The organism is Anaerolineales bacterium (assembly GCA_015075625.1).
In the GTDB taxonomy this organism is placed as follows: Bacteria; Chloroflexota; Anaerolineae; order Aggregatilineales; family UBA2796; genus UBA2796.
The window spans coordinates 1676897-1703496 of sequence record JABTTZ010000001.1; the positions used below are offsets into that span (position 1 = coordinate 1676897).

Annotated in this window: 16 protein-coding genes and 1 CRISPR repeat array; of the genes, 4 read left to right on the plus strand and 12 right to left on the minus strand. The window is 59.8% G+C overall.

Features of this window, described 5'->3' with window-relative positions; all coding sequences use genetic code 11:
- Positions 1 to 3: 3 nt before the first annotated feature.
- From HS103_06980 to HS103_06995, 4 genes are all read right to left on the minus strand, one after another.
- Positions 4 to 1641, minus strand: a complete 1638-nt coding sequence (locus tag HS103_06980) for a histidine ammonia-lyase (GenBank protein MBE7512541.1) — start codon at positions 1639 to 1641, stop codon at positions 4 to 6.
- Between the two features lie 120 nt (positions 1642 to 1761).
- Entirely contained in the window at positions 1762 to 2919 is a 1158-nt protein-coding gene (locus tag HS103_06985; protein MBE7512542.1) for a M20/M25/M40 family metallo-hydrolase, read from the minus strand.
- 328 nt (positions 2920 to 3247) lie between these two features.
- Positions 3248 to 5302, minus strand: a complete 2055-nt coding sequence (locus tag HS103_06990) for a hypothetical protein (protein ID MBE7512543.1) — start codon at positions 5300 to 5302, stop codon at positions 3248 to 3250.
- A gap of 1564 nt (positions 5303 to 6866) precedes the next feature.
- A CRISPR array of direct repeats spans positions 6867 to 7547; the repeat unit is 37 nt; unit sequence GTTTCAGTACCCTCAACGGGCTGGATGTGGTTGCAAC.
- 503 nt (positions 7548 to 8050) lie between these two features.
- Complete coding sequence (locus HS103_06995; GenBank protein ID MBE7512544.1) at positions 8051 to 8488, minus strand: hypothetical protein; 438 nt, start codon at positions 8486 to 8488, stop codon at positions 8051 to 8053.
- A 235-nt stretch (positions 8489 to 8723) separates the two neighbouring features.
- Here HS103_06995 and HS103_07000 point away from each other — a divergent pair, with 235 nt between their 5' ends.
- On the plus strand, positions 8724 to 10940 hold the full coding sequence (locus HS103_07000; protein ID MBE7512545.1) for an SUMF1/EgtB/PvdO family nonheme iron enzyme: 2217 nt from the start codon (positions 8724 to 8726) through the stop codon (positions 10938 to 10940).
- On the opposite strand, the gene HS103_07005 is transcribed toward HS103_07000, so the two are convergent.
- The 5 genes from HS103_07005 to HS103_07025 form a co-directional block, all read right to left on the minus strand.
- Positions 10937 to 11755: a class I SAM-dependent methyltransferase gene (locus tag HS103_07005; protein ID MBE7512546.1), complete on the minus strand. Its 819-nt coding sequence runs from the start codon at positions 11753 to 11755 to the stop codon at positions 10937 to 10939. The two genes, HS103_07000 and HS103_07005, sit on opposite strands and share 4 nt — an antisense overlap.
- An 85-nt stretch (positions 11756 to 11840) precedes the next feature.
- Positions 11841 to 12560 carry a hypothetical protein gene (locus HS103_07010; GenBank protein ID MBE7512547.1) on the minus strand — a complete coding sequence of 240 codons (720 nt, stop codon included), beginning with the start codon at positions 12558 to 12560 and terminating at the stop codon, positions 11841 to 11843.
- Between the two features lie 396 nt (positions 12561 to 12956).
- Positions 12957 to 13766 carry a 1-acyl-sn-glycerol-3-phosphate acyltransferase gene (locus tag HS103_07015; GenBank protein ID MBE7512548.1) on the minus strand — a complete coding sequence of 270 codons (810 nt, stop codon included), beginning with the start codon at positions 13764 to 13766 and terminating at the stop codon, positions 12957 to 12959.
- A 117-nt stretch (positions 13767 to 13883) separates the two neighbouring features.
- Complete coding sequence (locus tag HS103_07020; GenBank protein MBE7512549.1) at positions 13884 to 17591, minus strand: GAF domain-containing protein; 3708 nt, start codon at positions 17589 to 17591, stop codon at positions 13884 to 13886.
- 559 nt (positions 17592 to 18150) lie between these two features.
- Entirely contained in the window at positions 18151 to 19818 is a 1668-nt protein-coding gene (locus HS103_07025; GenBank protein MBE7512550.1) for a CapA family protein, read from the minus strand.
- A 555-nt stretch (positions 19819 to 20373) separates the two neighbouring features.
- On the opposite strand from HS103_07025, the gene HS103_07030 reads away from it, so the two are divergent.
- Entirely contained in the window at positions 20374 to 20706 is a 333-nt protein-coding gene (locus tag HS103_07030; GenBank protein MBE7512551.1) for a tetratricopeptide repeat protein, read from the plus strand.
- 9 nt (positions 20707 to 20715) lie between these two features.
- Positions 20716 to 21285, plus strand: a complete 570-nt coding sequence (rsmD, locus tag HS103_07035) for a 16S rRNA (guanine(966)-N(2))-methyltransferase RsmD (protein MBE7512552.1) — start codon at positions 20716 to 20718, stop codon at positions 21283 to 21285.
- Between the two features lie 33 nt (positions 21286 to 21318).
- Here rsmD and HS103_07040 read toward each other — a convergent pair whose 3' ends face one another.
- On the minus strand, positions 21319 to 21786 hold the full coding sequence (locus HS103_07040) for a peroxiredoxin (GenBank protein ID MBE7512553.1): 468 nt from the start codon (positions 21784 to 21786) through the stop codon (positions 21319 to 21321).
- A gap of 403 nt (positions 21787 to 22189) precedes the next feature.
- Between HS103_07040 and HS103_07045 the strand changes: the two genes are divergently transcribed.
- On the plus strand, positions 22190 to 22528 hold the full coding sequence (locus HS103_07045; GenBank protein ID MBE7512554.1) for an isoamylase early set domain-containing protein: 339 nt from the start codon (positions 22190 to 22192) through the stop codon (positions 22526 to 22528).
- Positions 22529 to 22797: 269 nt separating this feature from the next.
- On the opposite strand, the gene hppD is transcribed toward HS103_07045, so the two are convergent.
- Both hppD and HS103_07055 read right to left on the minus strand, forming a co-directional pair.
- Complete coding sequence (hppD, locus tag HS103_07050) at positions 22798 to 23919, minus strand: 4-hydroxyphenylpyruvate dioxygenase (protein ID MBE7512555.1); 1122 nt, start codon at positions 23917 to 23919, stop codon at positions 22798 to 22800.
- Between the two features lie 348 nt (positions 23920 to 24267).
- Positions 24268 to 26514: an ABC transporter substrate-binding protein gene (locus tag HS103_07055; GenBank protein MBE7512556.1), complete on the minus strand. Its 2247-nt coding sequence runs from the start codon at positions 26512 to 26514 to the stop codon at positions 24268 to 24270.
- Positions 26515 to 26600: the final 86 nt, after the last annotated feature.

Genomic DNA, 26600 nt, shown 5'->3' on the forward strand with positions numbered 1-26600 from the left:
GGCTCAGTTTTCGCCCCGCACCCATGCCACCAGCGCCGCAATGTAGGGGGCGAGCGGGACATCTTCCTGAAGGACAGCCAAGCGCCGTCCGGGGGCGATCTCTAGCCGGCGAATGGCAGCCAACAGGCGCTCTGAGGCAGCGCCCGCCCGCGCCGTAGGCGTCATCGCCAAGCGAAGGGAGAGCGCTTGCGCCGCACAGAGGTATTCCAGCGCGATCACCTTCTGAACATTCCCAACGATCTGTGCCGCTTTGCGGGCGGCAATCGTACACATGCTGACATGATCTTCGCGGTTGGCGCTGCTAGGGATGCTGTCCACACTGGCGGGATGCGCCAATGTTTTGTTCTCGCTGACGAGCGCGGCGGCGGTGTATTGGGCGATCATCAGCCCACTGTTCAGCCCTTCGCGTCCGGCTGAATCATGGATCAAAAAGGGCGGCAGACCGCGATTCAAACGGGGGTCGGTCAGGGTGAACATCCGCCGTTCGGCGATGCTCCCGATCTCGGCAGTGGCAATGGCGAGGTAATCCATGACCAGCGCCAGCGGTTCGCCGTGAAAATTCCCGCCGCTGATCACTTTTGCCCCGCGTGGGAGGTGGTCGGGCGAGTCGGCATCGTCAGGGAAGATCAACGGGTTATCGGTGACGGCGCTCAGTTCGTTTTCCAGCACCGTCTGCACGTGATCAAGCGCCGTGCGCACCGCCCCAAACACGGATGGAATACAGCGCAAACAGTACGGGTCTTGGGGCGGACCTTCGGCGGGGTCAAGGTCACGGTCAGCGTCGCCCCGCATCAGCGTGCTGCCCTCAAAACGGGCGTAGAGCGCCGCCGCTTCCTCGGCTTGGGTGTGTCCCCGCCGCCGATTCAGATGGGGGAGGAAGGCATCTCGAAAGCCGCGCAGCGCTTCGGCGCTCATTGCCGCTGCGCCTCGTGCCGCCTCCAACAGGCGGCGGGCATCATGGAGCGCCAACGCGCCAATTGCTGCCGTGATCGCCGTCCCGTTGATCAGAGCGACGCCCTCTTTTGCCGTCAAGCGAATTTGGGCAATGCCAACGGCGTGCAGCGCCTCTGCCCCTGTGACGATCTCGCCATTCAGAAAGCACGCCCCCGACGCGCCGGGTTGGTCGGCGTCCTCGCCGGGAAGGGGGGCGCTCAGCGGTAAGACGAGGTGGGCAAGGGGGGCGAGATCGCCGCTTGCCCCAAGCGATCCTTGCCCCGGAACAAGCGGGTAGACCCCTCGGTTCAGCATCTCAATCAGGGTGTTGATCACCTCGCGCCGGATGCCCGAATAGCCCTGCGCCAAGCCCACAATGCGGATCGCCAGCGCCGCCCGAATCACCTCATAGGGGAGCGGGTCGCCCACGCCGACGGCATGGCTAACCAAGAGGTTGCGGGTGAGCCGTTCGGCGTCCATTTTGTCCCGAAACACGGCGCGTCCGGCGTTATCGCCAAAACCAGTATTGATCGCGTAATAGGCGATAGGCGGGTTCATCTCTAAGGAGGCGGCAACCCACGCCGCGCTTTGCTCCAAGCGAGGGTTCTCGGCGGGGGCAATGGGGCGCAAGCCAGCGCCATGTCGGGCAATCGCCACCACCTCGGCAAGGGTGAGCGGCGCAAAGGGGGAGAGGACTCTCTCAGGCACAAAAATCTACCTTTCACTGCGAAAATCTTTTCGGGGGGAAATTGTACCGTATTGTCCCCGCACCCCGTAGGGACGCGCTGCAGCGCGTCCGTCCCCCCTGCCTAAGAAATCGCAGCGGCGTTAGAGGTACTCTGCCGCGCCAGCAATAATCAAGACAAGCTGCCACATGCCGCTGAGCATCCCCTCGATCTCGATGTATTCATCAAGACGGTGGGCGTTTCCGCCCTGCGTGATTCCCAAAGTCACAGTGGGGATACCTTTGTGCAAGAGCATGTTGGCATCGGTGCTGCCCGTCTCGTAAAGGGGACGTATGCCGAGGTGCTGCAAGACCTCACCCGCCAACTGTGGAAGGGGATGCGCACGGGGAATCGCCCCCGCCGGGCGGTCTCCCACAAGGGTCACGTCATAGGTCAGGTCTGGGGTGCGGTTCTGATCGATGAGCATCTGCACGGCTTTTTCCAACCGGGCGAGCGCCTCCGTGCTTTCCGAACGTAAATCGAGCAGCAGAGACGCATCGGCAGCAATGGTGTTCACCGTGCTGCCGCCTTCAATAACGCCGATGTTATAGGTGGTGCGCGGGTGTTCGGGGACGCGCAGCGCGGCGATCCCCGCCCCAAGACGCAGCAGCCCGTGAATGGCGCTCTCCCGTCCAAAATGCAGCCAGCTATGTCCGCCTTGCCCCTTGCAATGAATTTTCAAGCGACGGACGGCGATTCCAGCGTGGTAAATCCGCCCTAGTGCCATCCCTTCGAGGACGATTGCCGTCCCGATGCGCCCTTTCAGGTAGTCGGTGACAGCCCGAATCCCACCCAGATCGCCCAAGCCTTCCTCGCGGCTGTTGGCGACAAACCACACATCGCAGGGGAGGAGGTGATCCGCCAAGAGGTCGGCGGTGGCAATCAGCGCGGCGACGCCGAGGCTGTTATCGCCAAGTCCCGGCGCGTAAATGTGTCTCCCCTCACGGCGGGCGGTCAGCGGCGTCGCAAGATCAAAGACGGTATCGGTGTGGGCGGAAACCAAAATGCCCGCCGCCTGCCGATCCCGTCCGGCAAGGCGGGCATAGACGTTATGGAGATCATCAACGTGGATCGAATCCAAGCCGGCAATGCCCCCTAAGCGCTGGCGAATATAGGCAGCACGGCGCGATTCGTCAAAGGTGGGGGCGGGGATCGCCTGAATGGTGAGCGCTTCCTCAAGGATGCGCTCTTGGCGGGTTTCAAGGGCGCGGCGGAGGGCGCTCAATTTTTGATCCAGACGGGCAATACGGCTCTCAGTCACGATGGGCAGTCCCTTTTTCAGCCTGTCACAGTGGGGCAAATCGTAACAGAGTGGCGAAAAGGCGGCAACCGGACGTATAGGGTGAACATGCGCGGACACCCCTGGGGTGTCCCTACGGGCGCGGGCGCGGGGTTAAAACGCCCGCGCTAAGACTAATCACCCCGTTGGGGCTTAAAACGGACGCGGGGGGAATTGCCTTTCCCTGTTTTCAGCCCCGCCCTTTAGGGCGGGGTGGTCAACCTTAGCCCGCTGCTTTAGCGGCGGGCGCTCACGGGCGGCGATGGGCGCAATGCTTGCGCCCCTACAGGAATTACACGGTCAACCGAACCTAATTCATCACGGCATTCACCGCCCGCAGCATGTGGAGCAGCCCCAGATTGCGCACCGTGTAGCCATAGGCGAGGTTTTGCGCCGTGAAGCGCCCCGTCGCCCCATCGGGCGGGGCAGAGGGATGCACGCCATCCCCGCTAATGCCCTGATTCGGCAGGCTTTGCAGGGCAAACCAATAATCCCAGAGGGGAATTTCGTATTGGTATGCCATCCCTCGGATGATGTTGTTCCAGAGCGTCACCCGTTCGGTGTGCCATGCCCCCAAGAGCTTTGGCGGAATCGTGCTGAGGATGGGGATCGTCCCTCGCTCCATCGTAATCTCAACGATGCGCCGTAGGTTTTGGGTGTATTCTTCGGGGGCAACCCCGCCGGAATCGTTCGTCCCGATCATAATGACCATCACGGCGGGGCGGACGTTCTTCAACTCGCAGACAAGGGGGGAGTCGTTCCCGCACAGGGTAGGGTTAGCGAATCCCGCTTGTAAGATGCGATCCGCCCCCCACCCGTTGCCAGCGGCGATGGGCGGGTTTAGGAAGGAATTCTGACCGCCGCGTGCATTGCCGGCAAGGTAGCGCTGAAGGGTTGGCTCAAGCTCTGCCCGGTATGCGCCCAAATCCGCCCCGCGCCCCAAAGCGGGGATGAACAGCGGCGAGGCGCTGATGCTATCGCCAGCGATGCTGAACACATCGGCGCGGCTGCCAAGCGTCTGCCCCTTGCGAAAGAGTTCGCGGGTGGTGAAGCCAACGTTGCTGACGACCTCCAAGCGCGTCTCGGTGATCACCGGACGCCAGCGAATGGCATCGAGGGCAAACGCCAAGCCAGGTTCAAACGTCCAATCGTTGAGGTAAATCACGCCCGGCTGCTGCCCACCCGCCTCAATGTAAAACGTGCCGAGGGTCGCCCATTCGTTGTTGTAGAGCGCCTGCGGAACGGTCAGGATGATCTCCGAGGGTTCGCCGCGAACGCCGTGCAGTTTGTAGCGCATCTTGCCGCTTGTCGCGCCGAGGTTGGGGATGAACGCCTCAATCGTATACCACCCGCTGCGGCGGATTTGCGGGTCATACCGCGCCCAGACGTTTGCCACGTGGTCATTTGTGGGGTGGGTTTTCCCCGTCCCGCCCAGGTAGCCAACATAGCTCTGGAACGTCCCCGTTCCGGGTTCGGCGTCGGGAAATTTGCCGTCGGTGTAGCCCGCCCGTCCGGGCTGAACGAGGATCGACGCCCCATAGCGGACGGCTGCCCCATCCGTTCCGGGGGGCGTCTCCGGTGTGTAGCCGGCAGCGGCACGGTTGGTCGCCGCCAATTCGCTCGCGCTCAGAATCCCCAACACCCACCAACTGACCCCGGGCGAGCGGTAGGTGTTCACCGCCAACGCCCGCGCCCGTTCCGCCTCGGCGGGGGGGACATTATCCGCCTCCAACAGAGCGAACAGGGGGCGTCCGAACTTGCCCCATGTTTTGAAACCCGCTTGGAGCGTTGCTTCTGGGGTGGCGCCAAAAATTTTCCAATAGAGTTGAAGATGAACGCTGTTGACGAAAGGAAACCATTCTTCGGGAAAGACAGAAGTGTAATGTTGGGGGCGGGGGTCAACGGTCATGGCGAGGTGAAAGGCGCCGGGCAGGGCGGCGCGGATGCGCGTCATGAGCGGGCGAACGGTTGCCCGCCCGCCCTGATAAAAGCCGCGATACGGTTCGACATCCAAGACCATCGAACGGACGCCCGGCGTGGTGCAGGTGTCGATGATCACCCGCGCCTCGCCTTCAATGTTCAGCCCTTGCGGAACGCACCACGCATGAAATTCCAAGCCGTATTTTTGGAGGGTTTCTACCCAGCGAAGAATGGCATCCTTGCCCGTGATCGCCATGCTTGCTTTGCGATCATAGCGCCCTTGCCAATCCACCCCGTCGCTCGTTTTCACAAAGACTTGCGAGGCGGCGGGACAGTGGCGGCGGATCGTCTGGGCGAGTTCGTCAACCGTCTTTTCGGTGACGTTTTGCCCTTTGTGATGCCACAGCCCAATTTTATTATCATATGGGGTGATGATCGTCGGCATACGGATAGTCTCCTTCGAGGGGAAAGTATATCCTGTCAGCGGGAAAGAAGGGGCAGAACCGCCACCCCGTCCACAGGGGAAGGGGGCAAACCAGAAGCGGGGAAACACATGGCGCGGGGTTAAAACACCCGCGCTAGGACTAATCACCCCGTTGGGGCTTAAACCAGAATACAGGATGCGCCTTTGCCTTCAAGCCCCGTAGGGGGGCGCGGGGTTAAAACACCCGCGCTAGGACTAACCGCCCCGTTGGGGCTTAACACGGACGCGGGGGGAATTGCCTTTCTCTGTTTTCAGCCCCGCCCCTAAAGGGCGGGGTGGTCAGCCTTAGCCCGCTGCTTTAGCGGCGGGCGATCATGGGTGGACGGGGCGGGGGGAAACACAAGGCGCGGGGTTAAAACACCCGCGCTAGGACTAACCGCCCCGTTGGGGCTTAAACCAGAATACAGGATGCGCCTTTGCCTTCAAGCCCCGTAGGGAGGCGCGGGGTTAAAACACCCGCGCTAGGCGTGATCACCCCGTTGGGGCTTAACACGGACGCGGGGAATTGCCTTTCTCTGTTTTCAGCCCGCCCCAAAGGGCGGGTGGTCAACTCTTAGCCCGCTGCTTTGGCCCGCCGCTTTCAGCGGCGGGCGATCGCGGGTAAACACGGACGCGGGGAATTGCCTTTCTGTTTTCAGCCCCGCCCCAAAGGGCGGTGGTCAGCCTTAGCCCGCTGCTTTGGCGGCGGGCGATCGTGGGTGGACGGGGCGGGGAAACACAAGGCGCGGGGTTAAAACACCCGCGCTAGGACTAATCACCCCGTTGGGGCTTAACACGGACGCGGGGGGAATTGCCTTTCTCTGTTTTCAGCCCCGCCCTAAAGGGCGGGGTGGTCAACCTTAGCCCGCTGCTTTAGCGGCGGGCGATCATGGATGGACGGGGCGGGGGGAAACACAAGGCGCGGGGTTAAAACACCCGCGCTAGGACTAACCGCCCCGTTGGGGCTTAAACCAGATACAGGATGCGCCTTTGCCTTCAAGCCCCGTAGGGAGGCGCGGGGTTAAAACACCCGCGCTAGGCATGATCACCCCGTTGGGGCTTAACACGGACGCGGGGGGAATTGCCTTTCTCTGTTTTCAGCCCCGCCCTAAAGGGCGGGGTGGTCAACCTTAGCCCGCTGCTTTAGCGGCGGGCGATCATGGGTGGACGGGGCGGGGGGAAACACAAGGCGCGGGGTTAAAACACCGCGCGCTGGGACTAATCACCCCGTTGGGGCTTAACACGGACGCGGGGGGTTGCCTTTCCCCTGTTTTCAGCCCGCCCCTAAAGGGCGGGGTGGTCAGCCTTAGCCCGCTGCTTTAGCGGCGGGCGATCATGGATGGACGGGGCGGGGGGAAACACAAGGCGCGGGGTTAAAACACCCGCGCTAGGAATAACCGCCCCGTTGGGGCTTAACACGGACGCGGGGAATTGCCTTTCTGTTTTCAGCCCCCTAAAGGGCGGGTGGTCAGCCTTAGCCCGCTGCTTTAGCGGCGGGCGTCGGGGTGCGGCAGATGCAAGCGGGCGCACGCCTCCCCCCCTCCCAGTTTCAGTACCCTCAACGGGCTGGATGTGGTTGCAACTGGTTGGGCATCCATCAGCAGCTTGTCTAAGCCGTTTCAGTACCCTCAACGGGCTGGATGTGGTTGCAACTGTCAGCCCGCGTGTTCTACTTCCTCGCCCACCATTGTTTCAGTACCCTCAACGGGCTGGATGTGGTTGCAACGCCTAGCTGAAAACGCGCAACTGGCAAACGCGCAGTTTCAGTACCCTCAACGGGCTGGATGTGGTTGCAACAGCGCAGCAGGGGGCAAGGGTGGTTGTCATTGACAAGTTTCAGTACCCTCAACGGGCTGGATGTGGTTGCAACCTCTTGAACACCGTCCCGAACCCCAACTTCAATGTTTCAGTACCCTCAACGGGCTGGATGTGGTTGCAACCGATAGCCACATAGACGATTGCCCCTATACCAAACAGTTTCAGTACCCTCAACGGGCTGGATGTGGTTGCAACTTGAAGGCACAAGACAAGGTGAACGTTGACCAAGGTTTCAGTACCCTCAACGGGCTGGATGTGGTTGCAACAAGGTAAAGGGAGGGGGAGGGGCATGAACCCTCACTTGTTTCAGTACCCTCAACGGGCTGGATGTGTTGCAACCCGTCTCCGCACGCATCTTGAACGTCACCCCGTGTTTCAGTACCCTCAACGGGCTGGATGTGGTTGCAACCGCCCCTCATTCAAACGCCTCACGGGGTGCAAATGACCTTTGGGATCATTTTCGTTCAAATTTGGGCGTTCCTCGATAGCGATCATCATACACCCTATTCCAAAATGTCAAGCAATTTGTCCCGATTTTCGAAAGTCGATCCCTGTCAAAACCCGCCGAGTTGCGACGGGCTTTCGGCGGGAGTTGCGAAAGCCGCTCCATGCACAGGGATGGGTAAATTCAAGGAAAGTCCCTTCAAGAAAGAGTATGTCTACCCGACGATCAGCGCTCTATAAAACGGTATGTCGGAGAGGACTTGCGAAATACCCCGAAAACGCCCTGTTTTTCCTTTGCGGGGTGGGAGATACGCGCGGGGTTAAAACGCCCGCGCTAGGATTAATCACCCGTTGGGGCTTAAGACGCAAGATGGGTGCGACGCATGGATTCCCCCTCTCTCCTTGTGGGAGAGGGGGCTAGGGGGTGAGGGTTTCCAAGCCCCGTCCTTTAGGGCGGGGCGGTTAACCTTAGCCCGCTGGGTTACCCTCGGGCGCACCCTCCCGCAGCCAGCGCAGGGCGTCTTCCTCGGCGGTGAAAAAGTGGATGTGCCAGTTGGCATAGGGACGGCGCTTGAAAAACGACGCCAAAAGCGCTGCCACCGCGTCGTTCGTCAGCAAGATGGCGCCGCGCCCATCGGTCACGGGGAGGTAGCGCATCTGCCGCAGAACGCGGATCACTTTGTCCGTTGCATAGGGCGTCACCCGTTCCGCCCCGCGTATATCGTGCAGGTAGCGCAGCCGCCGTCCGGGTCGCCACGCGGACATCACCTTGTGGCAATCGGCAAACCACGTATCGAGCGTCTCGCGGCGGGCGTCTAAGAGGCGCATAGCGACGACCTCACCGGGGAGGCGTTCGCGGCGGTAGCCGGCGTGGGCAATGACAGTACGGGGGGGAAACGTGTTCATAGTGCAGTACCCTCACTGGTTGGGTTGCAACCAGCCTTCTTACAAGAAGGGCGAGCGTCGTTCGTTTACCCCTTAGATTACCACCGCCTAGCCCATCGGTAAGTCTATCGTGATAAGCGGAGCCGTCAACCACTAAGGGGTCAATCTCCTTGAAAAATGCTGTAGGTCAAAGTATAGCACAGACGGTACAATCAACGGTACACCTTGCCGCACACAGCGGAGACCACCAACACCTATGACAACCTTAACCGACCTCATTGGAAAACAGATCGGCAATTATCAGATCGTTAGCTCACTTGGGGCAGGCGGGATGGCGGCGGTCTTTTTGGCACGCCAACTCACCATCGAGCGCAACGTTGCCCTAAAGGTGATGAAACCAGCCCTGACCGACTCGGCGCAGGGGACTGATTTTGTCCAACGCTTCATCCGTGAGGCGAACACGATTGCCCAATTGGATCACCCGCATATTGTGAAACTCTTTGATTTTGGGCAGCACGAGGACATGTTCTACCTCGTTATGCAGCTTGTGCGCGGCGGGACGCTGAGCAAGGCACTTCAGGAATCAGCCGTTCCCGATGCGCAAATCGCCCGTTGGCTGAATCAGATTGCCAGCGCCCTGGATTATGCACACGGACGGGGAATCATTCACCGCGATCTGAAACCGCAGAATGTCCTCCTTGACGAATCGGGCAACGCCATCCTCACCGATTTCGGCATCGCCCGTCTGGTGGAAAACAAAGAGGCAAGCCAACTGACCCAGACAGGAGCGATTATAGGCACGCCCGCTTACATGTCGCCGGAGCAGTGGCAGGCGCGTCCCATCGACGCCCGCTCCGACCTGTATTCCCTCGGCGTCATGGTCTACGAAATGCTGGCGCGGCGCGTCCCCTTTGATACGGATACGCCCTACCAAATGATGTTCAAGCACGTCCACGAACCGCCGCCGCCCCTTCGCGCCTTACGCCCTGATTTACCCCCCAGTGTGGAGGCTGTTCTAAACAAGGCGCTGGCGAAAGAGCCAAAGGAACGCTTTCAATCTGGGGAGTCCTTCGCGGGCGCATTCGATATAGCGCTGAGCGGGCAAACGCCCTGGCAGATTGCCGCTGACAAGCCAACCTCAACGGCGCCCGCTCTTGCCATGCCAAGCGCGGTGCGGCAGGAAAGCCCAACGGCTGTCCCTTCACAATCCGCCCCCGCCCGACGGGGGAGCGGTATGCTGATCGCCGGAGTCGCCGTCCTCATCGTGCTGTTTGTGGCAATCGTGGCGCTCTTAAGCGGACGGGGGAACGGCGACAGCCCCACCACCGACAGCGCCGCGCTGACCCTGACGGCGAGCGAGGTCGCCCGCCTTGCCGCCATCCTCAGCGCCACCGTCCCCCCCCCGACGACGCCCACCGCGACGGCGACCTTCACCGCCACCGCCACCGGGACATTCACCGCGACGGCAACCTTCACGGCAGCGGCGACCGCTACCGAAACGTTCACCGCCACCCCGTCGGAGACGCCCGACGCCCGCCTGATTGCCCAAGTGACCTTTAGCGCCATCCAAACGGCAACGGCGACACTCTGGACAGCCACCCCCACCCCCGACGTGCCAGCCACCATCGGCGCAGAGCTGACCGCCCTCGCCGTTGCCTCTTTCACAAAAACGCCGACACCCACCGACACCGCGACGGCGACCTTCACCGCGACGGCGCCGCCCACCCTGACGCCGCTCCCCACCCTCACGCTCCTGCCAAGTGCCACGCCCGCCGCCGTCGTCATGCGCAACAACGACTGGCTGCCGCGCGGCAGCCTCTTTGACGGCGTGGAGATGGTGCTTGTTCCGGCGGGCTGTTTCCAGATGGGCTACCCGGACGATGCGCAGACCTCACCGACGAGCCAAGTGTGCTTTGATCAGGATTATTGGATTGACCGCTACGAAGTGACGAATGAGCAGTTCAGCCGTTTGAACGGGGCAGCCGTCAACCGCACCAGCTACCCCGACCAACCTTTCTTCCCCCGTGTGAACATCTCGTGGTTCGAGGCACGGACGTTCTGCCTCCAGCGCGGCGGACGCTTGCCCACCGAGGCAGAGTGGGAATATGCTGCCCGCGGTCCCGATAATTTGCTTTTCCCCTGGGGGAACGACTATGGGCGGAGCTACCTAATCGCCAATTCGCCGCGCCCCTCGGCGGTGGGATCGCGCCCGAAGGGAATGTCGTGGGTGGGCGCCTATGACCTGAGCGGGAATGTGTGGGAGTGGGTGAATTCGATCTTGCGCCCCTACCCTTATGATCCCACCGATGGGCGCGAGGGGCTGGAACTGCGTCCGGGCGAGGAACGGGTGGCGCGGGGCGGATCATACAACTTCAGCAGTTCGATTGATCTGCGCGGGAGTTCCCGAAACGATATTGATCCTACCCGCACGGACAGTGTGTACGGCGGGTTTCGCTGTGTGCGGGGGAGTTAACCGATAGCCTTATAGGGGGAGGGCATTTTTCGCGCCACAACGAGGAAATAGGCTGCCCCCTCAGTCGATTCGGTGATCAGTGTATCCGCCATATCGAGGGCGGGAATACCGCGCACACGCCCTAGCCATGTATAGAAGGCTGGCGGCAGCCACGCCCGCAGCCAGCGCCGTGCATATGCCCCCCACGCAATGCGGGTGTCCTTTACGATGCTTCCTCGCTCTGTTGGGGCGGGCGGCGGGGGGATACGCGCCGAACGGCGCATCCCGTACATCTGGTCGATGCGCCAACCGGTTTCGCTCAGCAGCGTTCGGAGTTCATCTTCCAGCGGTTCAAAGGTGTGGTAGGGGCTGAAGGGCGTCGCGCTGTTAGGGCTGGCGATGGCGCGGTTCGGCGTGGAGAGGATGAACACCCCATCTGCCACCAGCACACGGCGTGCCTCAGCAAGGAAGGCGTGCGGGGTGGGGAGGTGTTCTAGCGTCTCAAAGGAAACAACCACCTCCCGCGATTCCGCCGCAAGGGGGAGATGTGCAGCGTCCCCCTGAGCGAGGGTCAGCCCCTTCCAGCGTCCCGCCGCATAGCGCAGCGCCGCCGCACTAAGATCAAGGGAGAGGACGTTCCGCGCCCCGCCGCGCCACAAAAGCGCCGATCCGTAACCCGTTCCACAGGCAATATCGAGAACCTCTTTTTGCCACACCCACGTTTGGGCAAAAAGATAGCGGCGGACGTGATCGAAATACTGAACAGTGTCCGCCTCTAGCTCAGGGACAAGGCGTTCGTTCAAAAAAGCGCGGGTCAGGCGGCGGGAAGATGCCATAAGGGGTGTCCTGTCATTCTGTGGTTGGTGTGGCAGGGGCGCACATGGACGCCCCAGGGGGCGTCCCTACGAAACCCTACGCTGGTTAAGGTGCTTTCGTCGCCTCGGCGGTGGCGGCTGGCTCAGGGGTGGCTTCGGCAGTCGCAGCCGGGGCGCTGGTTGCCTCGTCGGTGGCAGCCGGGGCGCTGGTCGCTTCGCCCGTTGCCGCCGGGGCGCTCGTCGCCTCGCCCGTTGCCGAGAGGGGCGGTTGGGTCGCCTCGCCAGTGGCGGCGGGATCAGCCTCTTGGGTGGCGGCGGGGGTGGCATCGACGCTTGGCGCGGCGACGCCGCTAAACGGCACACCGTACCAGGTGATGTAGGTGAGAATGCCCAACGTCGCGGCGATCAGCCAACACGCCAATGTCAGACGCATCGCCGGCTTGATCGGCTCAAAACGAAGTGCCTTCGGCAGTTGGTACTCAAACCACATCCGAATGACGAGGATCGTCCCCAAAATCTGCGCCAGCCCCCCGAAAAAGAGATGAACGGTGGGGGTCAGAAAAAACGGCTGTCCCAATTTTTCGGGAATGCTTGGGCGGACGTAGTTGGAATAAGAGATCGCCATAATCAGCCCGATCAGCACCCAATTGACAATGACGATGGTCGTCATGATGAATTTGTGGTGTGGGACGAACATCTTCCGGCGGGCGAAGATGAAGCCGATGATCATGCCAGGAACAATCAGTAAAATGTAGGCAACAACGGTTAAATCAGCGCCGAGGCGTGCGGTTGTGCCGAGAAATCCGGCAGCGGAGCGAAAATCCATGAGCGCGTCCCCTCCCTTTGTCAGTTTGTGAGATGAGCTTGTCAGCCTTGCTCTTTTTCACGGTCAGGCTGAATGATAGTGTGCCTACCGGATTTACGCAATTCACCGCCCTATTCACCTATGTCGGTGGGGCGACACTCGCTCATAAGCGATGGCAATAGCCCTCTCAGCCCCCCTGCCCCCTTCTCTCCCACATCGTAGGAGAGAAGGGGGCTTACGGTGTGGGGGCGGTCTACCCCTCCGAATCTCGATTCGCCCTTTGCTCGCCTGTGGAAGAAGCGGGTACACACCGAAAGCGGATCGCATGGGGATGAGCGTAAAGGCTGCTGTCGCCCCCTCAAATCCACCTATGCGGGTGGGGCATAGCGCGGCGGGCAAGGGGGGGCAGCGTGCAGACTAATCGGCATAGGCAATGAAGCGCATCGTCGCCTGATCGAGATTCCCATACGCGCCGCGCAGTTCGGGGGGGAGTTGGGCGGCGATCTGGTACATGATCTCAACGGCGGCGGCGGCGTAATCTCCCCGCCCAACCTTCCCCCGCAGCCGTACCGGACGCCCATAGCTCACCGTGACGGGCGTCCGCCGCAGCCGCAGCATGTTGCGGCGGAAGTGCTGCTGCCCGCTCAAGCCCACTGGCACCATCACGGCGTTTGTTCGCGCCGCCAGCATGATGAATCCTTCCTTTGGCGCACCAAGCGCTTTGTAGCGGTGTCCTTCAGGGGCAATGGAGAGGACATCGCTTGTCTCTTGGAGGACGTACAAGCAGCGGCGGAGGGCGCTCATATCGAGTTCGCCGCGCTTGAGGGGAATCGTTGACCACATCCACGAAATCCAGCCGATAAAGGGATTTGTGCTGAGTTCCTTCTTGCCAATCGGCACGTTATCCCGAAAGCGAATCGGCGCACACGCCAGCACTGGGTCAAGGTAGGTCATGTGGTTGTAGAGGATGATCGTCGCCCCCCTTTGGGGGACGTGTTCCAGCCCGCTGAGCGTCACCTTGCAGGTTGTTTTCATGATGCACAAATCGCCCAACACGCGCATGATAGCGCGGGTGAGGCGCACACGGCGAGAGTTATCGCCCGTCCGGTGGAGGGGTATTTTGGGGGCGGGGGTGTTGTTTGGCAGGGGCGATGCTCCCTCGGCAGGGGATTCGCTGCTCGCCTCTGAAACGGAATCAGGGATGAAATCAGGGGCGTCATGGTTCATAAGGATTCCTTTGGTCACGCCAACGAGATGTCGATCAAAAAGATACCAATCCTAGAGGTCAATTCAAAATTCGATGAGGGGGCGAGGTGGCGCAAGCGGACGCCCCAGGGGGCGTCCCTACGCTGTGATGAAGGGGAGTAAAACGGTGAAGGTTGTCCCCACGCCTTCCACACTGCGGACGTGAATATCCCCCCCGTGCAGGCGGGTAATCTCTTGTGAGATGGTCAAGCCCAAGCCCGTCCCGCGCACTGTCCCCAGTTTGGAGCGGAAGAAGGGTTCAAAGATGTGCGTCAGTTGGTCGGCGCGTATGCCAATGCCGGTATCGGCAACGCTGATGACCGTGTAGGTCATTCCCTTGTGCTGGTCTAGCCGAAGGGCAATAGTAATTATACCTTTTTCAGGGGTGTAGTTGATGGCGTTGACCAGCAGATTGGTAATGACCTGACTGATCCGCCCCCAATCTACATGATTGATAATCGGCGTGTCGGGCAGTTCCATCCGAATCACCTGCTGCTTTTGATCAGCGTGGGGCATTTGGGTTGCCACCACCTCCCGAATCACCCTATCCAACGGGTAGGGGTGGCTGTCCAGTTCGACAATCCCCCGCTCAAAGCGGGAGACATCCAACAGATCGTCCACAAGTTCTTGCATCCGATCCGCCGCCGTCTCCAAAACGTTCATATGCTCAAGGGCTTTTTCCGGCTGTTTGCGAATCAGATAGAGGCGCATCTTGAAATTGGTGATCGGCGTGCGCAGTTCATGGGAGGCGTTGGCAATGAAGCGCTCCCGTTGGGATTCCAACGCCCGCTGCTTGCTCACATCGCGGACGAGGATAACCCCTTCAAAGAGGTTATCGTCTAGCCAGCGGATGGGCGTCACCGTCAGTTGGGTGTCAATCTTCGTCCCATCGCGGTGCGTGAGCTTGATGTTTTCTTGGGCAAAGCCCTTGCCCCGAACGGCAGCGACAAGCTGCATGGCAAACTGGCTCTGTTTGTGCGTTTCTTCCAACAGCGCCGGAAAGTTCGGGCGCATGGCGATCAGTTCATCGAGGGTGTAGCCAAGCATCGCGATCAGCGCGCTGTTGGCATACTTGATCTCGGTGTCCGCGCCAATGACCGCGTTCAAGACCCCTTCGCCCATCGATTCTAAAATAGCGTTCAGTTGGGTGCGCTCTCGATCAAGGGCAGCGGTGCGCTCTGCCACCCGCGTTTCTAGGTCAGAGGCATGGCGCTGCACAGCATCGTAGAGCATGACGCTCTCAATTGCCGCCGCCGCCCGCCCCGAAAACGCCGTGAGAACGCGCTGCTCGTGGTCGCTGAAGGCGGCGCGGTGCGTGCTGGTGACATCAAGGACACCGATAACCGCCGTCGTCGTGATCAGCGGAATGGCTATTTCGGTGCGCACATCGGGGTCAGTGCGTACATAGCGGCTGTCAAAGTTCACCTCTGGGGCATAAATCGTCTCGGTGTTTTCAAGGGCATAACGGGCAATCCCTTGCGGGAGCGAATCGGGCGATGGGCTGTCATCCAAGCGGACGTAGTAGACCTTGCATTGGGCGTGCGGAAATTCGGTCTGAAGTGCCGCTTGAATCTGATCGGCAACATCTTCAACGGTCTGGGCGCTGTTGAGCGAATTCGTCAGGATGGTCGTCAGGCGGACAAGCGCCGCCAGCGGTTCGGCGTTCATCTTGACGCGCTCGTACAAGCCAGCATTGTAAAGGGCATTGCCAGCTTGGTCGGCAAACACCTTCAACAACTCGGCGTGGCTTTCCTTAAAAAAGCCGGGAATAGAACTATCCAGATTGAGCGACCCAATAACTTCCCCGCCCACAAAAATGGGGACGCCGAGGTAGGATTCCGTCCAATTGTTGACACGTAACTGCGCCCAGGGAACGACATTATCGGGGGCATGTACATCGGAGATGAGGCAGGCTTTGCCCGTGTTCAGCATGTACTCTTGGGTAGAGATGTTCTGCGGCAGGCGTTCGCCGCGCTCGAACATCTCGCGCAGGATGGGGTTATCCATCCGCACACCAGCAATGCGCATAGCGTCGCCATCGTACACGAGGATGGTTGCCCCTTCGTTGGGGACAACACGCCCGACACTATCCAAAATGCGGGCGATGATGATCTCGCTATCGAGGGTGCTGCTAATGGCGGCGGTGGTTTCGCGCAGCGCCTCGGCAAGCACGCGCTGCTCGCGCTCTGCCCGCTCTGCTTGGAAGCGCTCGGTCACATCAAGGGCAATACCCATTACCTGTTGAACGCGGTTGCCCTGATTGGATTGGGGGATAAACCAGGTGTTGAAATAGTTATCCTCGCCCATCCGCAAAAGCGTGGAGAACATATCGCCCCACAAGGCGCGGTCAAAGCTCTCGATCATCCAGGGCATTCCCTGAAAAAAACGCTCTACCGACTCCAGATCGCCCGCTGTGTACTGAGGAATTAAGAGGGTTAGCCCGCGTCCGGCGGCAAAGGTCAAGCTGCCCCGTTCATCAAGGGTAAAAATGAAGAGCGGCGCGTTGGCAACGATGGATTGAAAGCGGCGTTCACTATCCAAAAGCGCCTGAAGGGTGCGCCGCCGCACAAACAAAGCACTCAGGCTATCGATCCCCACCCGCAGAGAGGCAACATCTTCCATCGCCCAATGGCGCTCTTTGGTGTACATATTCAGCGAGACAAAGCCCAAGATTTCCTCGCCGTGAATCAAGGGGATGGAGAGGACGGATTTGACATTAATGGAGGTGAGACGCTTGTGTTCGGGTGCCGCCTCGGGGGGGAGATCGTCAAGGCTGTCGATGGGAACGGCACGGCGAGCTATATACTGTGCTTTTGTCCAGGGCAAATCGTGGAGAGACAGCCCAATGCCCTGCCCTAATCGGGTTGGGATGTCCTCACTGCGCCGCCATTCGTGCGCACAGGGTTCAACATTCCATTCGCTGTTCATCTTGTAAAAATAGGCGTGGTCGGCTTGGCTAATCTCGCCCAAACTGCGCAAGGCGCGGTTGAGTACAGCATCAAAATCGTCTTCGCCGGCAGTGACCAAATCGGTAGAGAGGGTGGCAATGGTCTGTTCGATCATCTGGCGGCGGTTGAGCGCTTCTTCGGCGTGGTGGCGGGCAGTAATATCCTGCACGATGATGCCGCCGCCAATGACGCCGCCAGCGTCATCCCAAATGGGGTGGAGTTGAAGGTTGATCAGGCGCCCCTGCACGGTAACATCAAAGGTGCGCGGCTCGCCCCGCAGCATCGCCTGTAACGCCTCGTCATGGGCTTGCCAGCGGGGATCGTTGTGCCATGAGTGACCGGTGATCGTATCCGCCGTTAAGCCCGTCACCCGCAGCGCCCCGCCCTCGGCAAAAATGCGCTCCATGTTCCGGTTAATGACCCCTAAGGCGAGGTGCGGTGTGCCGTTGATAAAGCGCCGGAACAAGCCGACGTTATGGCGATAGCGATCCGCTTCGTAGGCATGGAGCAGGTTGAGGATCAGCGCGGGGGCAAGGCGGTGGGTTAGCTCTGTCGCCAGAAGGTAATCGTTGGCGTCGCCGCGCTCACAAAGGCGGAGCGCTTCCGCTTCCTCTGTCTGGGTGGCGATTAAAATCGTTGGGGGGAAGGTGAGATCGGGCGGGCAGTGGGCATGAAGGGCATGGAACAAGGGGAGGTCAGCCAACAGCAAGCTGTAATGATGCTGCGCCAGAAACCTCACCGCCCTTTCAACCCCTTCGGCATGGACAATCGTCAGCCGCCTATCGCCCATTTTCGCCTGTACAGCGGACAGTAGTGCCGCGCTTTGCCCCTCATCCAAAGATAGACGTAAGATGTGCATCAGTGGGATACTTTCACCCGACGGTTTCATGTATTGTAGCATCAGGGGCAGAATTTCGTATGAGGGATGACCTCCAGAGAGTCCGTGTGACCCCCGCCCTAAAAGGCGGGGCGGAAAATAGGGAAAGACGAAAAAGCTGCGTTCAGGACGCGGGCTTTAAGGCTTGTCCGAGAACTAAGTACAAACAAAAAAGCCCTTTGGGGTGGGAACGACGGAAAAGCCCATACGGATATGCCTTTTAAGCCCCGAAGGGGTGGCTGTTTTCAGCCCGCTGCTTTAGCGGCGGGATCATACGTCAGCCCGCCTTTTCACTGTGGTGGTACTTAGGCTGTGTTGACGTATTTGGTTCAGAACCCCTATCCCCCCGCCCCCTTTTCCCCCAGAGAGAAAGGGGCGGGGGGATGAGGACAACGGCGTAACGTCTACACCTATAATTCAGTGGAGAAGGTAGCCCTATCCATTGTTCAATCCGTTCATTGCTGTCTTGGATTGTCCATAGGCGATCCCTTCTTTCCCTTACCGGACAAGCCTTTTAGCCCCGCGCCCCCGCGTCCGCCCCTCAGCACCCCGTCGCCACGATCACCGGATGCGGCGTTCGCGCTTGCACCGTCACAGCGCGGTAGCAGCCGGGCGCACTCCGCCATTGTTGAATGAAATTCCAACCGCCCCACGCCAAAATGACAATTTCCGAACGCTGATCACAGGGGAGCGCCCCACGCGGACGTTCAATCGTGATCAATTCCTCTTGGTGATCCCCATCGAGATCGGCAAGGGTCAGGGCGCTCACTGCTGAATGGGTTGCCGACCCGCCCCACAGGGTGCGGAATTCCCCACCGCGATAGCCGATCACCCAGGGGTGGGTGGTGACGGGTGCGCCGGGTGCATCGTGGCGAAGCATGAGCGCCATGATCTCAAAGCGTCCATCGCGGTTGGGGTCGCCCATGTGCGCCTCGGTGAAATGGTAATCGGGATCGGTTTGGTAGAGCGCGTGGACGCCATTCCAGATCGTCAACTGCCCATCGCGGAGCGTCACCCGCTCAGGGCTGCCGTCCCCTTGCAAATCAACCGTCCCCATCACCCGTGTGGCGCTTGGGGCGGGGCAAGCAAGCGGACGCGGCGGCGCCGTTTCGGGCAAAACGGCGTAGGCGTCCTGTTCAGGGTCATAGCCAATGATCGCGCTGGAGGTATGCAGCGGGCGGCACGAATTCTGAAGGTAGGCAGCCGAGGTGGGGGCGGCGTGCCAACGCGGAAGATAGCCCGCGCTCATCGTGATCCCGCGTATTTCGTAGATGCCCGCTTTGTCGAGGGTGATATACAGCCCCATGCCCGGCTTATCGTCTTGGTCAAACAGGAAATTCCCCAAACTGTAGGCGATAAAGCCGCCCTTGTACGTCTCCACATCTTGGATCACATGGGGGTGATGCCCAATGACGAGGGACGCTCCGGCGTCGATTGCCGCCTGTGCCGTCTTGACCTGCCACGCATCGGGACAGGTGGTGTATTCATGCCCCCAGTGGAGTTGGACGATCACCACATCGGCGTGCTGTTTCGCCGCCGCCACCGCCTTCAACAGCGGGCTTGTGTCACGGGGGTCAAGCCATGCCCGTGTTCCCTTGTCGCCCCAATCTTTGAGCGTATGTGGCGGGTCAACGACAGCGGTATAGCCAAGCCAGGCAATGGTGATCCCGCGCACCTCGGTGATCAGCGGCTGATAGGCGTCCTTTTTTTTCATCCCCGCCCCAAAGGTCTTTACGCCCGCCGCCGCAAAGAGATCAATCGTCGCCTTCAATCCGGCGGGACCGTAATCCATCGCGTGGTTGTTTGCCAAACTAAAGAGATCAAACCCGTTGCGAGCGAGCGCCTCTGCCGCTTCTGGTTTGCTGCGAAAGCGGAACGGACCGGATTGCTTTTCGCCCGCCCCTTCGGGGGCAATCACCCCTTCGTAGTTGGCAACGGTCAGATCGGGCGCTTGGAGAAGGGGCTTTGTCGGATCAAGAACGGCGTCCATCCCCCATTCGTCGGAAAAACGGGTCAGATCGCGCCCGAACCCCGTATCGCCTAAGGCGAGAATTGTTGCCGATTCCCCGCTGAGCGGTGTTTCGCGCTGGAACAGCAGCGGATAGAGGCTCATATCGGGGACATCCCACGCGGCGGCGGGAGGCGTGTTCCCAAAGGCAAGGCACACAAGAAGGGTGACTGGCAGGGCGGCGATCAGCACACGTTTCATGAGAGGGGTCTCCATAGCGCCTATCCTAACCTGATTGGGGGGAAATTTGTAGGGCGACTCCTCTGTGCTTGCCCGCCGCCCTAAAAGGCATGTCCGTAAAGAGTCCAGCCTAAGAGCGACGCCAAAACACCGAGGGGTCTAGGCTCTGTTGGCAGGGTAATTCCCATAGGGACGCCCCCCGCGCCTCCGCCCATCGCCGCCCATGAGCGCCCGCCGCTAAAGCAGCGGGCTAGGAGTAACCACCCCTGCGGGGCTTGCCCCCATACCAGAGAGAGGGCAGCTCTCCCCCTTTCCCTGCAAGCGGGGATAGGGGTTCTAAACCAAGACCGTCACCACAGCCAAGTTAGTCACGTTTGCGTTTACCCCTTCTTGGCTGATGTTCTTTTTTCTAACTGCGGACACGCCTGAAAGACAGGTAGGCGGATAGGGTGTCTTTGCCCGCCGCGCCGGACTGAGCGGACTGATCATTCCAATCCTTTCAGGATTAGGTATACTGAACCCGCCGTTGCCAAAGAAAGATCGGTTTCATCCTTTTGAGCGCATGTGAGGCATCTTATGTACAACAAACCAAAGACCGGCATCCGCGAATTCACCGATTTTGACCTGCGTGTAGGGCAGGCGTGGAGTCTCCACATTCGCAAAAATTACGGCGAGGCGGTGGAAGCCTACCGCAAACTCTTAGACGAATGGGGCGATCACATTGACGCCAACTTTGGCTTGGCGCTCACCTATAAGGGGATGGGACAGGCTTCAAAAGCTGCCGAAGCCTTTCGCAAGACAGAAAGCCTGATCCGCGCTGAAATTGGTAAGACGGCGGACGAACACTCTCGCTTTCCGATGCTTTTGAAACTGGTGACACAGCATTTGGCAGAAATAGTCAAGGGATAAGTAAACCGTATGACGATGCGCGTGATCAGCGGCAAGGCGAAGGGGCGCAGGTTGAAGGTTGTCCCCGGCATTGGGACGCGCCCGATCATGGATCGGGTGAAGGAAGCGCTCTTTAGCATCTTGGGTCAGCGCATCCCTGAATCATCCTTCCTTGACCTGTATGCAGGGACAGGGAGCGTTGGGATTGAGGCGCTCAGCCGAGGCGCGACATGCGCTGTATTCGTTGAAAATGCCCGCATCGCCCAACGGACGATTGAGGAAAACCTTGCCAGCACAGGGTTGGCGGGGGGTGTCATCGTCAAAGACGATGTACGGGCATACCTCCGCCGCCCGCCGCCGGAAAATCTCGCTGGTGGGGCGGAGATCATCTATATTGCCCCGCCACAATATCTTAACCTGTGGGCAGAGACGCTGGCGATCCTCGATCAGAATCCCGCCCACATCGCTCCCGATGGGCTGATCATTGTCCAGATTGACCCAACGGAAAAGGGCGCGATCTCCCTGACCAACTTACGGGAGACTCAAGAGCGCCGCTATGGGAATACCCTTTTGTGGTTCTTCGAGCGCCCCGGCGAGTAGGGGCGCATACGATGCGCCCACTTCCCCCCACCCTCATTTAATCGTCTTTAGTGCTTCCAGCGCCAGCGGGTAGCTATCCGGCGCTTTCACCGGAACGTTGGCGGCAACAATGCGCCCTTCGCCGTCAAGGATGTACTGCGAACGGATCAACCCCTCGTATTCAACCCCATTGGAATAGGTTTTCTTCCCATAAACACCCCACGCCTTTGTCAGGCTTAGATCGGGATCGCACAGCAGCGTGAAAGGTAGGTTTAACACCTGACGAAATTCCGTGTGACGTTCGGGCGTATCGGGGCTGATGCCCACGACAACGGCGTTTTCGGCATGGATCGCCTCGTAGCCATCGCGGAATTTGCACGCCTGATACTCACAGCCGGAGGTGAAGTCTTCGGGGTAAAAGTAAAGGACGACGTTCTTCCCGCGAAAGTCGGAGAGCTTCACGGGGCTGCCGTCCTGATTCAGCAGTTCAAAATCGGGGGCAATCTCGCCAATCTGAGGCATGGTCACTCGCTTTCTGGTTGCTTATGTAAATGGTTCTTTGTAACGTTAGGATAGGTTGCCATTATAACCCCAGTGACCCCGCCGCTAAAGCGGCGGGCTATGAATAATCACCCCTTCGGGGCTTGGAAAGCCGCCACCCCATAGATGGAGAGAGGGGAATTCATGCGGCGCAGTCTGTCTTCCGTGTTAAGCCCCAACGGGGTGTCTAGCCTTAGCGCGAGGGCTTTAGCCCCGCGCCACACCCGCGCCCGCCACTTTCGATCAATTTTACCGCAATCTGCTGCCCATTCGTGCAACATGCCTGAAAAAATGAGCTAAGATTCCTATGATCATTGCTTTCCTACCCTTTTAGCTTGTGATAAAATGAACAGGGTATCAACATTGCATGGAAGGGTCACGAATGATCATGCTCAAGAAGAAGTTCCTCAAATCGAAAGCCAAAATCACCTTTGAATTGCCGTCGGGCATTGAAGGCGCAGAGGACGTCTATCTTGTTGGCGACTTTAACAACTGGGATGAACGCAGCCACCCGATGGAAAAAAAGGTGGATGCCAAGAAGAAAACAACGCGGTTCACGCTGACGCTCGATCTTGATTTGAACCGTGAATACCAGTATCGCTACCTCGTCAACGGATCGGATTGGCACAACGATTGGCACGCCGACAAGTACGTGTCTAACCCCTTTAGTGGGGATAATTCCGTCCTCGTCACCACCCCCGAAGAAGGGGGCGAAACGGAATAACCGCATCATACAAAAATGCGGGGGATGCGCCCGCCGCTAAAGCAGCGGGCTAGGAGTAACCACCCCTTCGGGGCTTGCCCCCACCCCTAACAGAGACACGGACTCTCTCCCCCTTTCCCTGTTTATGGGGAAAGGGGGCAGGGGGGATAGGGGTTCTGACCCAAAACGGTCAACACAGCCTCGGTTGGTCTCTTTTGAGGGTTTCCCTTCTTGGCAGATGTTCCTTTTTCTAATTGCGGACACGCCTTTCAGCGCCACACTACACTGCCTTAGAGATTACCGCGTTTTTCCTGTTCGCGCTCAATCGCCTCAAAGAGTGCTTTGAAGTTCCCTTTGCCAAAGCCCCGCGATCCATGCCGCTCGATTACCTCGAAAAAGACGGTGGGGCGATCTTGAACGGGGTTCGTGAAGATTTGCAGTAAATAGCCTTCCTCATCGCGATCCACCAAAATCCCAAGCTCGGCAAGACGATCAATCGGCTCATCAATCGTCCCGACGCGCTCGGTCAACTGCTCGTAATAGGCAGAGGGGACGGTGAGAAATTCGATCCCGTTCGCCCGCAGTTGGGAGACGGTGCCGATGATGTCGCCCGTCGAAAGGGCAAGGTGCTGGACGCCGGGTCCATAGTGGTAATCAAGGTATTCTTGAATCTGCGATTTGCGCTTGCCCTCGGCGGGTTCGTTGATGGGGAATTTCACTTTCCCGGTGCCGTTTTGCATCACCTTTGACATGAGCGCCGAATACTCGGTGCTGATGTCCCGATCATCAAAGTGGAGCAACTGCGAGAAGCCCATCGTTTCGGCAAAGAACTGCACCCAACGGTTCATCGCCCCCAATTCGACATTGCCCACCATGTGATCGACAGCAGCGAGTCCGATCCCCTTGTGGTGGTGTGCGCCGCGCCCATTCGTGCCGTTCGTGGCGGCGTTCACCGCCCGATAGCCCGGCAGAAACACACCCTGATAATCCTGCCGATCCACAAACTTGATGATTACATCGCCATAGCAGCGGATGGCGCTGTAACGAAGGACGCCGTACTCATCGGCGCGTTCGGTGGGGGGAATCGCCCCTGTCGCCCCGCGCTTGGTCGATTCCCGATAGGCGCTCTCGGCGTCGGGGACTTCCATGGCAATCACAGCGACGGAATCCCCATGAAGGTGAACGAAGCGTGACGCCGCATGGTCAGGGGAAAACGAGGTGGAAAGGACAAGGCGAATCTGTCCTTGTTCCATCAGGTAGGAAGCAAACTCACGGTTGCCCGTCTCCAGCCCGCTGTAGCCGGTGTGGGCAAAGCCAAACCCCGTCCGGTAAAAATGGGCGGCTTGCTTGGCATTCCCGACATAGAGTTCGACATGATCAATACGCTTAATTGGCAAAAAATCGTCCGACATTGGTTAAAACCCCTCCTGTTGGTAACGAATCGGGGTAATTTTTTGAGGAAATACCCCACTTTTCGTCTTTTGTTTATTCTGCACAAGTATAGCACAGGCGGCGTTGTCACATGAGGGGGAAGGGGTGGTTATCCATCAAAACGGGCGCAAGGCATTGCGCCCCTACGGGGTGCGGGGTTAAAACACCCGCGCTAGGCGTGATCACCCCGTTGGGGCTTGAAGACAACATGGTGTGGGCTGCCTTCCAAGCCCCGTAGGGGTGGTTATTCTTAGCCCGTCCCCTTTAGGGGCGGGCTAGAGCGTGCGGCGGACGCCCAGGGGGGCGCCCCTACGAGGGGTGCGCAATATCTACGGTGTGTACACCCAAATGTCGAGGAGAATGTTCGCCCCGTTGTAGCCCGCCACACGGATATAGGCACGCTGACCTTCCGCCGTGTAGACGCCAATAACCAAGCCTTGCAGCAGATTTCCCTGCGCAATGCCCACAACATTGTTGACGACGGCGGGCGAGAGGTAGTCATAGTGGACCTGCGCTACCTGTACGCCGGAGAGCGCCCCAACCACCGAGCCGTTGATCGGCACAAGGTTGGAGGTCGGATCAAAGGTCAGGTCTTGAGTCCCCCCAAAGAGATCGATGCTGCTGCCGGGGGCAAGCTGCGCCGTTGCTTGGGTCACATTGAAGCCGCGATCAATCTTATAGGTGAAGGACGGGCTGTTGTTCTGCTCACCGAGATCACCTTCATCCACCTCGCGGTTCAGGTCAAGGACGATAGCAATCGTCTCCACGCCCGTCCCGCCGAGGGTGTAGTTGATGATCGCCTGTGTTTGCTGTCCGGCTGCCAGCCCCGGCACAATTGCCGAGCCGAATACCTCGCCGGGGCGCATGGAGGCTGCCACCGCAAACTGTCCGGCGTTGATCCCGCCCTGATTGGCGAGCGTCACCGTCAGGGTGAAGGGCTGTCCGGGCAGCGGCACGGCGGGCGTCAGGAAGGCGTTCACCATGACAATATCCGCTTTGGGCGTGGGGGTGACTGTTGGCGGCACGGTGGGCGTCGGCGGCGGCGCAATGAGCGGCAGCGTGCGCACATCGCCGGCGATGCTGATGAACTGGCTTGCCCCGCTGATCCACGCCGGCTGTTGGCGGAACAGAATAGCAAACCAACTGAAATCGGCATTCGCGCCGAGGAGTTGCACTTGCTCATTGCGGTTCAACTGACCGAGGATCGGGTAATTTTGCCCCGGACCCTGCCGCACATTCAACGTGCTAGAACGAACGGTGGCAAAGACGCCATCCAGCGTGGGCGAGGGGACAAGCGTAAATGTCGGCGGGAGCGTCGGCGTCGGAGTGAACGTCGGGGAGGGGGTGAAGGTCAGGGTGAAGGTGGGCGTTGGCGTTTCGGTAGCGACGGTTGGTACGGCGGTGGGCGGCGTTGTGGGGACTGCCGTTGCTTGCCCGCTAAAATCGACCCGCGTCCGCCCATCAAAAATAGCGACGGGGCGGAGTGCGCCGTACACATTTGCCTCACCCACAATGACATTCTCGTTGATCCGTCCCCCTTCGCGGGCGGGGATCAGTCCCCCCTGCACGCCACTCACCGTCCCGACGGTGATCAGCTTGGCGCGAATATCGGCGGCGGTGGTCGCCCCCTCTAGGACGGCGTTGGCAAGCAGTGTCGCGCCGTCAAAGGCGGCGGCGGCACGCCCATCGGGAAGTTTGCCAAACAGGGTGACATACGTCTTTAGAAAGCTGGCGCTGGTGGGGGTATCAAGGATGGGCGTCCAATCAATGGCGGTGAGGATTCCCCGCCGCCCGCCGAAGGGAATCCCCTCTAAAAAGGCGTTGTCATCGCCATTGGCAAGAGCAAACACCCCGCCAAAGCCGGCATCGCGCAGGGCGCGAAAGACGAGCGCACTCGTCTGCGAATTGGCAAGGCTAACCACCGCCCCCGCCCCACTGCCCAAGAGTTGAGCGGCGGCATCCGTTGGCGAAAGCAGCGTTCCATCAGCGCCTTCGCCGTTCAGCAGCAGCGCCGGAACGCCGAAGGACGCCAGCGCGTCCGTGACAATCTGGACGAGGGGCGCTTGGGCGGCGCTTTCCTGATATACGGCGATCCGCGTTTGGGCGCGATCCCGCACCAAGACCTCAACCAGCGCCCGCAGTTTGAGCGTATCTTCCGCGCGGGTATGGAAGATCAGCCCGCCGCGAGGGGAATCAACGCCTGTTGCACCCGTAAAGACGGGGACGCCCGCGCTGTTCAGCGCATCACTGGCGGCAGCGGCAAGGGCGCTGTTATCCGGTCCAAAAATAGCGACCACCCCAATGTTTTTGAAGGCGTCAACCACTTGGCGAACTTCATCAGGCGTTGTTGCCGCCCCTGCCGCCACCGCAAAACGGACTTTGCCAGTGGCGTTTGCCGTCTCCACCGCCAACGAAACACCGAGGGCAAGCGAGCTATCGGCGGTACCAATGACGCCAATCACAAGCGGCGCTCCGCCTTGTGGGGCGGGTTCGGCGCGGGTGATGCCAACGGCGCTGACCGTGAGCGCCAAGACGATGATCAGCACAGAGGCGATCTGCTGCAAGGATTTTTTCATGGAGCGTCTCCAAAAGGGATTTCAACTGCGAATAGACAATACACAACACACGATTAACCGCAGCGCGTGGGCGCGGGTAACGATTT

Coding starts and splice junctions, on each gene's coding strand:
- HS103_07000 (MBE7512545.1), top strand. CDS start 8,724: ATGACAACCTTAACCGACCTCATTGGAAAACAGATCGGCAATTATCAG.
- HS103_07025 (MBE7512550.1), bottom strand. CDS start 19,818: ATGAAACGTGTGCTGATCGCCGCCCTGCCAGTCACCCTTCTTGTGTGC.
- HS103_07040 (MBE7512553.1), bottom strand. CDS start 21,786: ATGCCTCAGATTGGCGAGATTGCCCCCGATTTTGAACTGCTGAATCAG.
- HS103_07010 (MBE7512547.1), bottom strand. CDS start 12,560: ATGGATTTTCGCTCCGCTGCCGGATTTCTCGGCACAACCGCACGCCTC.
- HS103_06995 (MBE7512544.1), bottom strand. CDS start 8,488: ATGAACACGTTTCCCCCCCGTACTGTCATTGCCCACGCCGGCTACCGC.
- rsmD (MBE7512552.1), top strand. CDS start 20,716: ATGACGATGCGCGTGATCAGCGGCAAGGCGAAGGGGCGCAGGTTGAAG.
- HS103_07005 (MBE7512546.1), bottom strand. CDS start 11,755: ATGGCATCTTCCCGCCGCCTGACCCGCGCTTTTTTGAACGAACGCCTT.
- HS103_07030 (MBE7512551.1), top strand. CDS start 20,374: ATGTACAACAAACCAAAGACCGGCATCCGCGAATTCACCGATTTTGAC.
- HS103_07015 (MBE7512548.1), bottom strand. CDS start 13,766: ATGAACCATGACGCCCCTGATTTCATCCCTGATTCCGTTTCAGAGGCG.
- HS103_06990 (MBE7512543.1), bottom strand. CDS start 5,302: ATGCCGACGATCATCACCCCATATGATAATAAAATTGGGCTGTGGCAT.
- HS103_07020 (MBE7512549.1), bottom strand. CDS start 17,591: ATGCACATCTTACGTCTATCTTTGGATGAGGGGCAAAGCGCGGCACTA.
- hppD (MBE7512555.1), bottom strand. CDS start 23,919: ATGTCGGACGATTTTTTGCCAATTAAGCGTATTGATCATGTCGAACTC.
- HS103_07055 (MBE7512556.1), bottom strand. CDS start 26,514: ATGAAAAAATCCTTGCAGCAGATCGCCTCTGTGCTGATCATCGTCTTG.